This window comes from Dysgonomonas mossii DSM 22836 (assembly GCF_000213575.1).
Lineage (GTDB): Bacteria > Bacteroidota > Bacteroidia > Bacteroidales > Dysgonomonadaceae > Dysgonomonas > Dysgonomonas mossii.
The window spans coordinates 388,543-402,889 of record NZ_GL892005.1 but is presented as its reverse complement, the minus strand read 5'-3'; the positions used below and the strand labels follow the sequence as shown (position 1 = coordinate 402,889).

9 protein-coding genes are annotated in these 14,347 nt (G+C 38.5%); 5 read left to right on the top strand and 4 right to left on the bottom strand.

Features of this window, described 5'->3' with window-relative positions; all coding sequences use genetic code 11:
• Positions 1-22 precede the first annotated feature (22 nt).
• Genes HMPREF9456_RS05315 through HMPREF9456_RS05295 form a run of 5 tightly spaced genes read left to right on the top strand, consistent with a single transcriptional unit; the run spans position 23 to position 8,396 of the window.
• Entirely contained in the window at positions 23-2,689 is a 2,667-nt protein-coding gene (locus HMPREF9456_RS05315; protein WP_006842445.1) for a 4-alpha-glucanotransferase, read from the top strand.
• Between the two features lie 22 nt (positions 2,690-2,711).
• The gene (locus HMPREF9456_RS05310; RefSeq protein WP_006842444.1) at positions 2,712-4,556 is read left to right on the top strand and encodes a glycoside hydrolase family 13 protein; all 1,845 of its coding nucleotides are present in this window, start codon (positions 2,712-2,714) and stop codon (positions 4,554-4,556) included.
• A 36-nt stretch (positions 4,557-4,592) separates the two neighbouring features.
• Positions 4,593-5,618 carry a LacI family DNA-binding transcriptional regulator gene (locus HMPREF9456_RS05305; RefSeq protein WP_006842443.1) on the top strand — a complete coding sequence of 342 codons (1,026 nt, stop codon included), beginning with the start codon at positions 4,593-4,595 and terminating at the stop codon, positions 5,616-5,618.
• A 34-nt stretch (positions 5,619-5,652) separates the two neighbouring features.
• Positions 5,653-6,990: an SLC45 family MFS transporter gene (locus tag HMPREF9456_RS05300; RefSeq protein WP_006842442.1), complete on the top strand. Its 1,338-nt coding sequence runs from the start codon at positions 5,653-5,655 to the stop codon at positions 6,988-6,990.
• 35 nt (positions 6,991-7,025) lie between these two features.
• Positions 7,026-8,396 carry an alpha-amylase family glycosyl hydrolase gene (locus tag HMPREF9456_RS05295; protein ID WP_006842441.1) on the top strand — a complete coding sequence of 457 codons (1,371 nt, stop codon included), beginning with the start codon at positions 7,026-7,028 and terminating at the stop codon, positions 8,394-8,396.
• Positions 8,397-8,636: 240 nt separating this feature from the next.
• On the opposite strand, the gene porN is transcribed toward HMPREF9456_RS05295, so the two are convergent.
• From porN to porK, 4 genes are read right to left on the bottom strand one after another with little or no spacing between them, the layout of a single operon-like run.
• Positions 8,637-9,509, bottom strand: a complete 873-nt coding sequence (gene porN / locus HMPREF9456_RS05290; RefSeq protein WP_006842440.1) for a type IX secretion system ring subunit PorN/GldN — start codon at positions 9,507-9,509, stop codon at positions 8,637-8,639.
• A gap of 21 nt (positions 9,510-9,530) precedes the next feature.
• On the bottom strand, positions 9,531-11,099 hold the full coding sequence (gene porM / locus HMPREF9456_RS05285; RefSeq protein WP_006842439.1) for a type IX secretion system motor protein PorM/GldM: 1,569 nt from the start codon (positions 11,097-11,099) through the stop codon (positions 9,531-9,533).
• A gap of 53 nt (positions 11,100-11,152) precedes the next feature.
• Positions 11,153-12,040 carry a type IX secretion system motor protein PorL/GldL gene (gene porL, locus HMPREF9456_RS05280; RefSeq protein WP_006842438.1) on the bottom strand — a complete coding sequence of 296 codons (888 nt, stop codon included), beginning with the start codon at positions 12,038-12,040 and terminating at the stop codon, positions 11,153-11,155.
• Positions 12,041-12,066: 26 nt separating this feature from the next.
• Positions 12,067-14,229: a T9SS ring complex lipoprotein PorK/GldK gene (gene porK / locus HMPREF9456_RS05275; RefSeq protein ID WP_006842437.1), complete on the bottom strand. Its 2,163-nt coding sequence runs from the start codon at positions 14,227-14,229 to the stop codon at positions 12,067-12,069.
• Positions 14,230-14,347 lie beyond the last annotated feature (118 nt).

Here is a 14,347-nt window from a genome sequence, read left to right as displayed (position 1 = left end):
CTATAACCATAAAAACTGCAACATGAAAATAAAGTTACATATCGACTATCATACTGTCTGGGGACAAAATATCTATGTCTGCGGATCTTGCCCCGAGTTAGGCAACTGGGACGAGAAGAAGGCTCTGAAAATGACATGTATCTCTTCAAGTGAATGGATTGTTGACTTCGAAACAAATGATACATCTATAGAATACCGCTATATCGTAAAAGAAAATAAAGTAGTTACTGCCCAAGAATGGGGAGATCCTCATACGTTATTATTAGATGCAAGCAAGACTTTCGATGTATTGGATTCATGGCGTGGAGTTCCATCTCAAAGATATCTTTATACTTCAGGATTTTCGGAAAGCTTTTTCCATCATGATAATGCTTCAAAATTGAAGTATTACAAAAAAACTATTTTGCTCAAAGTAAATTGTCCATATATAAAGAAAAATCAAACGATGATTCTTTCCGGTTCGTCAAAAGGATTAGGCGAATGGAATATTGAAAAGGCCATACATCTTACTCCCGCTAATTTTGGAGAATGGCAAGTGGTAATCAATGCGACTTCAGTAAAAACTCCCCAGGAGTATAAATTAGCTATATACGATAATTCAGAGAAAAAGATAATTCATTGGGAAAAAGGGTCAAATAGAGTACTCTCTCCCATCACCGAAAAGGAAGATACAGTAAGAGTAGAGGCACTTGACTATCGCCACGAATGGATGAGTTGGAAAGCTGCCGGGGTATCTATCCCTGTATTCTCGCTACGGTCAAACGATAGCTTTGGGATAGGTGAATTTTCCGACCTCAAAAAAATGGTTGATTGGTCGACCCTTACGGGGCAAAAAATCATACAAATATTACCGATCAACGATACAACAATCACACACACATGGATCGATTCGTACCCATATAATGCGATATCTATTTATGCTCTCCACCCTATCTATTTAGGTCTAAAGAGCTATCCGCTCAAGGATGATGAATTATATAAGAAATACGAAAGTGAAGCTAAAGAGCTAAATGCATTAAAAGAAATAGACTATGATAAGGTTCTAGCCCTTAAGTCGTCATATATAAAAGATTTATTTAAAGAGATCGGAACGTCAACGCTCAAAAGTAAAGACTATCTCACTTTCTATAAGCAGAATGAAGAATGGCTGTTCCCTTATGCTTGTTTTTCGTACTTCCGTGATGTGTACAAAACGGCAAACTTCTCTTTATGGAAAACCCAAAACGCTTTTGATAAAAAGAAGTTAACTGCATTTATAAAATCAAATAAAGAAGCAAAAGAAAGCGTAGAGATGCTTTGCTTTACTCAATATCTGCTACATATACAGTTAAAGGAAGTAAAAGAGTATGCCCATCAACATGAAGTTGTATTAAAAGGTGATATACCTATCGGTATAAGCCGCAACAGTGTTGAAGCATGGGTAGAACCTCATTTGTTCAACCTCGATGTACAAACAGGTGCTCCACCTGATGATTTCTCATTTTTCGGTCAAAACTGGGGATTCCCTACATACAATTGGGATGAAATGGCAAAAGACGGCTACCAATGGTGGGTAAAGCGTTTCCGAAAAATGGCCGATTATTTCGACGCATATCGTATTGACCATATATTAGGATTTTTCCGTATTTGGGAAATACCTCTATCATCGGTACAAGGTCTTCTAGGGTATTTTAGCCCTGCCATACCTATGACCGTGGAAGAAATACAATCGTGGGGTATGTGGTTTGATGAGTATAGAATGACCAGTCCTTATATTCACGAACATTTTCTGAATGATGTATTTGGGGAATATACTCAAGATGTTATTGATAGATATTTAACTCCGATTGCTTGGCAAACTTTCAAATTGAAAGACTCTTGCAATACACAAGTGAAAATTAAAGCTCTATTTGAAAATAAGACCGATAATAAAAGCAATGTTATAAGAAACGGTCTGTACAGTTTATGCAACGAAGTTCTGTTTATTAAAGATAAACGTGAACCTTGGAAATATCATCCACGTATTACTGCACAGTACACCCATTCGTATGCCGATCTGGACAATAATGCTAAGCTTGCGTTCAACAGGCTTTATGACGAATTCTTCTATCGCCGTCACTCCCAATTCTGGAGAGAGCAAGCCATGAGCAAATTGCCTAGCCTTATAGCTTCTACACGCATGCTTGTATGTGGGGAAGACCTTGGGATGGTTCCTGAATCTGTTCCTTCTGTAATGAACGAGTTGCAAATACTCAGTCTGGAGATAGAACGTATGCCTAAAGTAAAAGATATGGCTTTCAACTATCTGGGCAACTTACCATATATGAGTGTTTGTACTACATCTACTCATGACATGGCTCCGATAAGAGCATGGTGGAACGAAAACAGAGAAACAACGCAGAAGTATTACAATCAAATATTATGGAAAAACGGAGCAGCTCCGCAAGACTGTAATTCTGAGATCTGCTCGCAGATTGTAACCAATCACTTAAACTCTCCTTCAATGCTAGCCATCCTTCCTCTTCAAGATTGGCTATCTATAGATGATAAGCTGAAAAGAGAGAATCCGGAAGAAGAACGTATAAACATTCCGGCGATTGCACAACATTATTGGAGATATCGCATGCACCTCAGTCTGGAGGAATTATTAGATGCCGAAGAATATAATGCACATGTAAAAGAGATGGTAAAATCATCCGGAAGAGAATAAACCTATATATATAAATATACCGATGAAAAGAAACTGTTTAATTTTATTACTTCTTGTTTTTGTAAGTCAATCAATTCTAGCAATTGATATAAAGACTGTAGATCCGGCTTTCTGGTGGGCGGGAATGAAAAACCCCGAACTGCAAGTGCTGATTCACGGAAATAATATATCTAAATGTGATGTAAGTATTACTTCCAAAACGGCCAGAATAAAAGAAACTGTAAAGCTTGAAAATCCTAACTACCTTATTTTATATTTAGATCTTTCGAATGCCCAACCTGAGAAATTTGATATTATCTTACAACAAGGTAAAGAAAAGAAAGTTATTCCTTATGAGATTAAACAACGTAAAGCAGGCTCTTCCGAAAGAGTTGGATTTAACTCCAGTGATGTTTTATATCTCATCATGCCGGATCGATTTGCGAATGGAGACCCTACAAATGATGTGATTCCGGGAATGCGTGAAACCAAAGTAGATAGAAATCAACAATATGCCCGCCATGGCGGAGACTTCAAAGGGGTAGCCGATAATCTGGATTATATACATGACCTAGGCGTAACAGCGATCTGGTTCAATCCTGTACTGGAAAACGACATGCCCGAAGGTTCTTATCATGGATATGCATCTACCGACTACTACAAAGTAGACCGTCGTTTTGGTTCTAACCAAGAATTTGTTGATCTTGTAGACAAGACTCATGCGAAGGGTATGAAAGTAGTTATGGATATGATATTTAACCACTGTGGAAGTGAACATTACTTATTCACAGATAAGCCGTCCAGAGACTGGTTTAATTATCCAGACAAATACGTTCAAACATCTTATAAGACGACAACGCAACATGACCCCTATGCTTCAGCAGCAGACAAAAAACTGGCAATTGACGGATGGTTTGTAGAATCTATGCCCGACTTCAACCAGCGTAACGAGCATGTAGCAAAATACCTCATTCAAAATAGTATCTGGTGGATAGAATACAGTGGTATCGACGGTATTCGTCAGGATACTCATCCTTATGCCGATTACGATATGATGTCTCGCTGGTGTAAAGAAGTTACAGAGGAATATCCTGACTTCAATATTGTAGGCGAAACTTGGTTAAACAACAATGTAGCTATTGCTTTCTGGCAAAAAGACAGTAAGCTGGCTGCACCAAGAAATTCTAATCTTCGCAGTGTCATGGATTTCCCTCTATTGTCTGTGATGGAGAAAGCCTTTGACGAAGAAACAACTTGGGATTTGGGTCTAGCACGTATATATGAATATTTAGGGCAAGATATCGTTTATGAAAACACTCATGACCTATTAATATTCCTTGACAATCATGATACATCCCGCTTCTTCAAAAATGAAAAGCAAACATCAAATCTTAACAGATACAAACAAGCTATTGCTTTTCTGCTCACTACCCGCGGCATACCTGAAATATATTACGGTACAGAAATATTAATGGCGGCAGACAAAAGTGAAGGTGATGGATATCTTCGTCGCGACTTCCCCGGTGGATGGCAAGGTGATGCGGTGAATATGTTTAAAGCGAATAAAAGAACAGCTCTGCAGAACGAGGCTTTCGATTACATGAAGAAGATATTAAACTGGCGCAAAGGAAATGAAACAATAGCAAAAGGGACTCTAAAGCATTTTGCTCCAACCAACGGCGTTTACGTTTACGAGCGTAAGTATAATGGAAAATCAGTAGTTGTTATATTAAGTGGTTCGGATAGTGAAAAGACAATCAATCTGGCTACTTATAAAGAAATACTACCTAAAAATAAGGCTAAAGACATTATCAGTGAAAATATTATAAACTTGGATGGTGAGACGTTAACAATTAAACCAAGAAGTGTCTTTATATTAGAATTTTGATTACTTTTATAGAAAGTATCATCAAAATTCTAGTACATGAAAAAAGGGCCTCTTACTATTAAAGATATTGCAAAGGATCTTAATATATCGCCCTCGACAGTATCGAGGGCGTTGAAAGATAATCCGGACATTAGCCCTGAAACACGGAGAATAGTACAGGATTATGCAAAAAAGCATAAGTATAAGCCAAATGCGTTGGCTTTAAGTCTCAGAACTCAACACAACAATATTATTGGAGTTATTGTACCTGAACTTGCTAATCACTTTTTTTCGGGTGTCCTTTCTGGAATGGAAACAGTGGCTGAAGAAAAAGATTACCATGTAATTGTTTGCCAATCGCTTGAAGACTATAAAAAGGAAGCCAGGAATGTACAAACACTAATAAAGGCACGAGTCTGTGGAATTTTAATCTCTCAGTCGAAGACAACAACAAAATACGATCATTTTCAAGAGCTGATAGACAATGATATTCCCGTCATCTTCTTCGATAGGATTTGTACCGGAATCGATTCAGATAAAGTAGTGGTGGACGACTACAACGGAACACTTACTGCTGTAGATTATATGATCAAAACAGGCTGTAAGCGTATAGCCTTCTTTTCGGCTCCTTCACATCTTGAAATTTCGAAAAACAGGAAAAATGGTTATTTGGATGCTCTTAGAAAGTATCAAATACCTGTTGATGAACAACTGATACGTACCGCAGACACAAAACAGCTCGGGTATGAAAGAGCAATGGAGATCTTGCAAGAACCCAATCATCCTGATGCTTTTATGGCAATGAATGATTATACGGCTTCGGGAATATTACTTGCTTGTAAAAAGTTAGGATTCAAGGTTCCTGAAGAAATCTCTATCTGTGGATTTTCGAATTCTAATATATCTCAAGATACCGACCCCATGTTAACAACTATGGATCAACACCCCATAGAAGTCGGAATGGAGGCGATGAAACTAATTCTAGAAAAAATAGAAAACCCTGAGAATACCTCAAGGAAAAACAAAATAATAAAAACTTCATTAATTGTCAGGCAGACAACACGTAATTTGTCTGATGGCTAATAACAATAAGTTTATTTAGATAATCGGACAAACCATGAAACAAAAACCAAATCTAACATTTTGGCAAATCTGGAACCTCAGTTTCGGATTCTTAGGAATACAAATCGGATATTCTTTACAAAGTTCTCAAACTAGCCGTATCTTATCAGCTTTAGGTGCTGACCCCCATCATCTTCCATTATTTTGGCTGGCTGCCCCTATTGCCGGGCTCATTGTACAGCCGATCATCGGCATGTCGAGCGACCGCACGTGGACACGCTTAGGGCGTCGTATTCCATTTATTTTGGGAGGAGCCATAGTTTCGGCCATTGCCATGTTCTTTATGCCAAATTCGGAATTTGTCGCAGCCATTATGCCTCCTGTCTTTTTTGGAGCATTTATGTTATTGTTCATGGATTGTGCCTTTAATGTTTCTATGCAGCCATTCCGCTCTTTGGTTGGCGATATGGTGAATGACAAACAACGCAATCTAGGATATTCAACTCAAAGCTTCCTTACAAATATCGGAGCTGTAGTTGGATCGTTTCTTCCATTTATTCTAACTTGGATAGGTATCCAGAATATTCCGGGTGCCGGGGAAAAGGTTGCTCCTTCTGTTATCTGGTCTTTCTATATAGGAGGTTCGGCACTTTTACTGACAGTGTTATGGACAAGTATCCGTGTCAAAGAATATGCCCCGAAAGAGTACGAAGAATATAATAATATAACAGAAGAAGAAAAACAAAAGAAATCTTTTATTGATGTACTCAAGGCCACACCAAAGACGATGTTACAACTGGCTATAGTACAGTTTTTCTCATGGTTTGCGCTCTTCATCATGTGGGTGTATGCAATCGGCGGAATTGCGGAGAATGTGTGGCATACAACAGACCCTCTATCTGCGGCATATAACGAAGCCGGAAACTGGAATGGCGTATTAAGTGGCGTATACGGTATCTTTGCCGCTATCTTTGCTATTTTCATGGCTAAAATCGCTGATAAGCTCGGTCGTAAAAAAGTATATTCTTTTTCATTACTGCTCGGTGCTTTAGGTCTGATGTCTATGTATGTGTTTGAAGACAAATACTTGTTACTTATTTCTATGGTAGGTGTCGGTATTGCTTGGGCAAGCATTCTGGCTATGCCTTACGCTATACTATCAGCCGTGTTACCGGCTAGCAAAATGGGCTTATACATGGGAATCTTTAATGCAACGATTACCATACCTCAGATCGTAGCGGGGCTGACAGGCGGGCTTATATTAAAACATGTAGTTGGCGGCAGCTCTATAATGATGCTGGTGGTTGCAGGGATAGCCATGCTTTTGGCTGCTATATCGGTATCCTTTGTCGAAGACTCACATAAAGAACTTAAACCCGAATCTGCTAAATAATTAGAAAATATAATTATCTGAAAGAATAAATATTTATGAAGAATAAATTATTATTTGTAATCACATTAATAGCCCTCACCTGCTATTCGTGTAAACCAAAACCTCAAACAGAAAGCTCTGGGGTGCAACAAGAAGAGAAGTGCACAGTCAAACACTTGGATTGGACTAGAAACGCCGTAATATATGAAGTTAACGTAAGGCAGTATACCAAAGAGGGAACCTTTGCTGCTTTCGAACAACATCTTCCCCGACTCAAAGAGCTGGGTGTAGACGTGCTTTGGTTTATGCCTGTACATCCTATTTCGGAAAAGAATAGAAAAGGTACACTCGGAAGTTACTATGCTGTAAGAGACTATAAAGATATCAACCCTGAATTTGGTACAAAAGAGGATTTCAAAAAGCTGGTAGATAAAGCGCATGAGATGGGCTTTAAAGTAATACTAGACTGGGTTGCGAATCATACCGGTTGCGACAATGCCTGGACTACAGAACATCCTGACTGGTATATGAAAGATAGTCTTGGTAATATCAAAAGCCCGTATGACTGGACTGATACCTACGAACTGAATTATGACAATAAAGATATGAGAGCCGCAATGACAGATGCCCTGAAATACTGGATAAAGGATTTCAATATAGATGGATATCGGTGCGATATGGCTCATGAAGTACCTACCGATTTCTGGAACGATGCACGTAAAACTTTAGATAGCATCAAGCCTGTATTTATGCTTGCTGAATCCGAAAATTATGATTTACTGGAACACGCATTTGATGCAAACTACTCATGGGAGTTGATGCACATGATGGCTGATGTAAACAAAGGAACAAAGAGTGCAGAAGATATTACATCATATATCCAAAAGCTGGATACGATAATGTGTCCGGACGCTTATAAAATGCTCTTCTTAACAAACCATGATGAAAATTCATGGAATGGAACAGAGTTTGAACGCTACGGAAAAGGTGTTGAAGCGTTTGCTGTTCTTACCTACACGTTGAATGGTATGCCGATGATATATACCGGTCAGGAAGTAGGACTCAAAAAACGCTTGTCATTCTTCGAAAAAGATATGGTTCCTTCGTGGGCAGAAAATAGCACAACACAGTTCTATAAGAAGCTAAACCAGCTAAAACATACACATCCTGCATTACAAGCAGGACTGGGTGGCACATTCAAGAAATATAATACTTCTGCCAATAAGGAGCTGCTGATTTATTCAAGAGAAAGAGCAGGTCAGGAAATCGTTGTAATGCTCAACCTATCGAACAAAGACATCAAGTATACCAGCAATGACGCTATAGGACGAGGCAGCTATACCGATTATTTTGCAGGAGTAAATGTTCCGCAATTACCCCAATCTCTAAAGGCATGGGAGTATAAAGTATTTGTAAGACCAAAATAATCAGATTTACTTATATTTATTCACAAAGAAAGCTTAAGAGGAAACTTTTAAGCTTTTTCCTTGTATATAAATATATAATACAAAAATTCTTGGTACTTTTTTTTACTCTGTAATAAAAACAGATAAGAGCGAATGCGATAATAATTCCTTTTTATAACTTAATTTGCACAAAAAAACAGCAAAAGAAAAGGGGTATCCATACGGATAACCCCTTCAATTCGGTTATATACGATTTATATTCTAATTCTTCTGATGAGCTGTAGCCACAGCATCAAAACGAGATTGTACAAAGTCAAGTTCACTTTCAATACGTTTGCGTTCTTTTGTAAGACTTTCAGGAGTAGTAAAATACTTCGCTAAGTCTCGCACTCCTACACGGTATATACATCCTCTATAATATCTGTTTCTGAAGATATCGTAAAAAGATGCATTGCTCAATACCGGAGTAACATTAGCCACAGCCACAGGAGATATCGCTCTGGCGAGATATACACTAATATCGTCAAACATTACCCAAAACATCGGATATTCTCTTCCTCTATCGCAAATTACAGGGCAAATCGCTTCTACACGCACGTCACCTTTTCCTGTTGCGATATCATAATACCATTTTTCCTTTACAAGGTAACAAGTGATTTGCATATTCGCCAAATCTTCTCTTTTTATGGTAAGTGTACGATTGTCATTTACTGTATATCCAATGCGATTCTGATCCATTACCTCTTTTGCTGTAAATTTACTATCATCGTTGAAGTCGGGTTGATCTTCAAATTTATATGCAGCAATTGTATTATCTGACAAAAGATTAATAAGAAGAGAAAACAAATTAGCACGCTTTTCGGTTGAAACTGTTGGATAAAACAAAGATTCGTTACCTTCTACATCATATACTTCCCTGTATATATCTCTAGTCCATGTAGCAGACGAGTAATCATTCATCGAATTCTCCATAAGAAAAAGTTCTCTGGACGAAATCTCTGTAATCATATCTTCTGTGGACGATGTGACAGGTGCGCCATTCATCATTCTGAATTCGTTATTTGCTGAGTTTTGTGCAAAGAGTGAACTTGCCGAGAGCAGTCCACCCAACATTAATGAAACAATATATTTCATAGGATGTGTATTTTGTGTTAATTAATTAATTCTTACTTCCATTGGGTATAGATCTCTTTCTATACCATCGGGGCCTTTGGCTTTTATCCCTGATATTATTAAAATTGTACCTCTAGTCATTTTTCGCATCTGTTCTATCTGACGGGATGAGAAATTAGCTCCGCTTGACATTTCGGGTGTAACATTTCCCATAGCGTCTACAGACATTGTTCTGAAACTCAAAACCTGAAATGGAATATTCAGAATACCATCATCGATAGAAGCTTTTATACCTTGTGTACCCAACAGTATAGATCTGGCTATAACCCCTTTTCTAAAAACTTTAGGTGCACCGTTCTGATCTGTATATGAAATAAACGCTAATGGTTCCGGCAACGGACGAATCCTCAATTCCTTCCTTGCTATAAATTGTTGTGTTCCATTCACCTTTGCAGATACAGAAATGATAAACTTCTGACCTATCTGAGATGGAGAAGGTACAGCAACCCAATCTTTGCCCGAAGGAGTTAATGTCCCTCCACTTACCACTGTAGCCTGTACGTCCTGGCTGGCTACACCCGGCACAGCAATAGTCAGCATGTTCTGAACTCCGGCATATAGCACATCCATCCAGAATGGCGCTACTGTGGCCATAGGTTCCATTACTGTATATTCTTGAGAGAAATTACGTTTTACAGGCAATCCGCTTCTATCCATTAGTTCGATAAATCCATCGAATTTATATGTACCCGAAACTCCCGTACCGACCTCATATAAACCATTTTTCGCGGTTGGTAACTCTTTACCATTTATTACAATACGAGGCCGTTGTGTTGTATCTACTGCCGCCATTATAATATTGGCTTTGTAAGGAACACCTTTCATCACCATATTTGACTGCGGAACAACAAACGCACTCAGTTCATTGACACGAATATCTTTCAAGTCGATATTTTTAGCAAGATCATTCAAAACTTCTCCCTCGGCCTGCTTCACATTCATTTGCAATTCCGAAAGGAAAGTCAGAACAGCAATACTTGGCATCCCGTCAAAAGACGATGTTATCCAATCTTTATGATCCTTCTTCGCTCTTGCAGAAGGTTCAGTAGATAAAGTACTGCTTACGATCTTACGTTTGCTCTCGTCAGGAATCTGCGCTACCATAGCTTCCCTATACGCATCCAATATCTTTTTCAGCTTCTTTCCCTGACCACCCACCGGCGAAATCATTACTTCGGAAGAAGCATCGAGATTATCTTTCGATTTCAAATTATTTATATCAGCATCTGCACCATCGCTCTTTTTTGCAATCTCCAGTTTCAGATACTGCAAGTAATCGAAAATAGAATCGGTCTTAGCCTTTACACTTTGTGCCCTATTATATGAGTCCTGAGTTTTGTCTCTGTTAGTCTCATAAGAAGCGGCTATATCGGCGTATATATGCTTATTTCTTTCATCTGTGACGGCTATAGATTCCTGAATATTATCATTAATCATCACAAATCCATCCAATACCTCGGTAGAAACATTTAGAGCTAGCATCGCAATAAACACCAGATACATGAGATTAATCATCTTCTGCCTTGTCAATTGCCCTTTACTTAAAGCCATTTTATATTCTCTTCTTTAGGTTTCTAATTCTGTTTTCTATTTCTCCGATTATTTTAGAATTTAGGTTGGTTTGGATTGTTATTCGTTGTCATAGCTTGTAATAAACGAGCATATACATTGTTCAAAGCCTCAATATGTTTTGTCATTTTCGCAGACTCTTCTCTGAACATGTAACTATCACCAATAGCTCCATCATATAAATTCTTCATCCTTGCCAAACTGTCATTGATATATCTGATAGCCGACATTTGTTCAGTTATAGTCTGTAATTGTGCATTAAAGACATCATTCAAACCACTCACATTCTGATTTAACGTAGTGAGATTGTCTACAAAACCATTTGTTTCGGTGATTTGATTGTATGCTTTCAACAGTTTCTGAGAAGCCTCATTCAACGAGTTAATTGTAATGGAGAATTCTTCTAAATTCTGAGCTGTATTTGCCGCACTCTGTCCATAATCTGCCGAACCCGTACGAGCAGCAGAAGGTTGCCCTGTAGAAGATGATGAAAATGAACCACTGCCAGATACAGCTGTTACTCCATTTCCTCCCGAAGCACCCGAACCGCCAAGAACAACTACCGAAGAGCCGGAAACTCCGGAGGATTTTATAGAATCTCCGGATTTCCTTGTCTCTGCTAGTTTTATATTAGAAGGGGATTCGTCATATCCAACCCCACCACTTACTATTACTCCGGATAAAGCATTCGCTCCTACTTCATCACTTGATGGTGATGAATAGTCGAACCCTGCGGCAATAAAAACAATAACTTCGACAATCATTCCGATCATTAGAACGATGTTCCCTGCCGGTACATGCATAATTTTAAACATTGCCCCCAGGATAACTACAGCAGCACCCCAACTATAAAGAATATTAAACACTGTCTGTCCTCTTCTACTTGCAATAAATAGCCTAAAACTATGCCACGCTTTTCCCATATTGAGAGCTCTCTTGAAAATTATTTTTAATAAAATTTACCTCTTTCATCAAAGCTCCAGGTTCTTACACATCTGAAACCAATGAATGAACGGCCTTTATCTTGGAATTCAACAGAACGATCTCCGGATTTTACCGTAGAGTCTTTCCATGAACCGCCTTTTACTATTTTACGTTTCAACACTCTTGGATCTGCAAGTACAGCTCTATAGCTGAAGTCAGGATTAGCCTCATCAGCCATACGATCTACAGATTCCGTAAATGTTGTAGTTGTCCATTCTGCCGCATTACCCGCCATATCGTAAAGTCCAAAACGATTCGGTAAGAAGCTTGCTACAGGAGACATTAAGTCTTTCAAATCTTTTGATGCTCTAAAATTAGCATGAGCCAAACCATCGGTTGTATGCGTTTTATCCGAATACCACGGATAGGTCAACTCCGAACGCCCGTTTCTTGCTGCAAATTCCCACTCAGCTTCTGTCGGCAAACGATATCCGGCGAAACCGTCTAAGCTACACTTCTTTTCAGCCAAATAGCGATCTGTACGCCATGCACAATAAGCATCCGCTTGTTCCCATGATACCCCTACCACAGGATGATTATTATAAGCCTTATCATTAAAATATTTACCTACATATTGTTCACTCTTGGCATTAGCAAAATCTGTCATCCATGCCATCACATCAGGATAAACATTTACAATATATGTATTTGTAAAATCAATCTTATCTCCGTGCGATGATCTTGCTAACGTTTCGCGAATAATATCACCTCTTTGATTTACATAAGCTGTATCCTTGGATATAACTATAGAACGTGCATCACCTTCTTTTAGTTTTGCCAAAAACGCATTATAACTTTTTACGTCAAACCAGTCATATCTAAAATTCAAAGCTGTATTTATCAAACCGGATTTATCTGCAGCAAAAGGATTTCCTCCTATCACACTGTTTATAGCAGCCTGTTCGCGTTGAGTTGGATTTTTCCAAGGAATTGGCTTACTCCAGTTTAAACGCTGACCAACAGTACTATTTTCATTTTCCGGTCTTACTAAAACTTTAAACGTTGGGTCTCCTCCATACGCCGGATCTGCTAAACGTTCTCTAATAATAGAGTCACGCACCCAGTATACAAACTCACGATACTGCTTATTTGTTACTTCGGTTTCATCCATCCAAAATGGACTCACGGCAACAAGTTTACGAGGCACTTCATCTCCCCATAAAGGATCAATACCTGTACCCAATTCGATATTACCCCCGGGAACAAGAAGCATATTGTCACAAGCGCGGGCTATATTGTAAGGTAAGCGTAAACGAGTTTCAATAGCAGGGTCAATATATTTGGGATTTGTAAACTTATAAGTTATACCTAGAGTTGCCTGAGCTAATCCATTATTACTTTTATCGCCTTTTTGTCCATCAAAGGTATCACTAAGTAGAACAACTCTTCCTTCTCCAAATATTTGCCAATTTCTGGTCAAATTAAAGCCTAGGTTCAAACCACCGCTTCCACCAAAGAAGGTACCCTGAAGAGTCCCTCTATGAGCAAAGCGCTGATACATACCTACACCCACAAAAGGGTTTACTTCAAACTTACGTTCCGGCTTATATCCATTTATAAGATTAAGAAAATTTAACTGCACATCTCCAGTTATGCTCATATAACGTAAATGTTGCATATAATATTGTTCGTTGGGTTGATATTTTGTAGGATGCCAAACGGGCACTCCACTCTCATCAACAGCATCATACACATAATCAACACCTTCAATCCAGCCCATATAATCCCAAGCCGGGTCTTTAGTTAACATTTTTAGACCTTCTCCATTCGTACCATGTTTCCACCATCTATCGTAAATTCCACTCCAACCATCATTGAAGCCATGTATGCTTCCTCCTGATATTTGAGCTCGCAGAGTAATCAATGTACTCATTCGACGACCAACGGAAAATGTCGGTGCAAAGGTTATTCTACTCGAGAATGATGTCCTATTCCAGGCAACACCATTATCATCCTCACCCACATACAATTGGGCACCACCTCCAATGGATATGAACCACACTGGATCTTTTAACAAATATTCATTCCTCGAAGGAACGGAATATTGCTCTGAGCTTTGACGTTGAGCATAAGAAGCTATTGACACACAGATCAATAGTAGTGAAGTCAGTAAAGTTTTTTTGTTCATTTGTTTTGTATCAGTTATAGTAACTATATATCAAGTGTTGCAAAGATAATATTTTTTTTGAATATTAATTTACTTTCTTATCAAATAACTACTTAACTCAATAAACGATTGCACTTTG

Bases quoted from the DNA above. Each gene is read 5' to 3' on its own strand.
- HMPREF9456_RS05315 (WP_006842445.1), top strand. From the start codon at position 23: ATGAAAATAAAGTTACATATCGACTATCATACTGTCTGGGGACAAAAT.
- porN (WP_006842440.1), bottom strand. From the start codon at position 9,509: ATGAAATATATTGTTTCATTAATGTTGGGTGGACTGCTCTCGGCAAGT.
- HMPREF9456_RS05300 (WP_006842442.1), top strand. From the start codon at position 5,653: ATGAAACAAAAACCAAATCTAACATTTTGGCAAATCTGGAACCTCAGT.
- HMPREF9456_RS05305 (WP_006842443.1), top strand. From the start codon at position 4,593: ATGAAAAAAGGGCCTCTTACTATTAAAGATATTGCAAAGGATCTTAAT.
- porL (WP_006842438.1), bottom strand. From the start codon at position 12,040: ATGGGAAAAGCGTGGCATAGTTTTAGGCTATTTATTGCAAGTAGAAGA.
- HMPREF9456_RS05295 (WP_006842441.1), top strand. From the start codon at position 7,026: ATGAAGAATAAATTATTATTTGTAATCACATTAATAGCCCTCACCTGC.
- porK (WP_006842437.1), bottom strand. From the start codon at position 14,229: ATGAACAAAAAAACTTTACTGACTTCACTACTATTGATCTGTGTGTCA.
- porM (WP_006842439.1), bottom strand. From the start codon at position 11,099: ATGGCTTTAAGTAAAGGGCAATTGACAAGGCAGAAGATGATTAATCTC.
- HMPREF9456_RS05310 (WP_006842444.1), top strand. From the start codon at position 2,712: ATGAAAAGAAACTGTTTAATTTTATTACTTCTTGTTTTTGTAAGTCAA.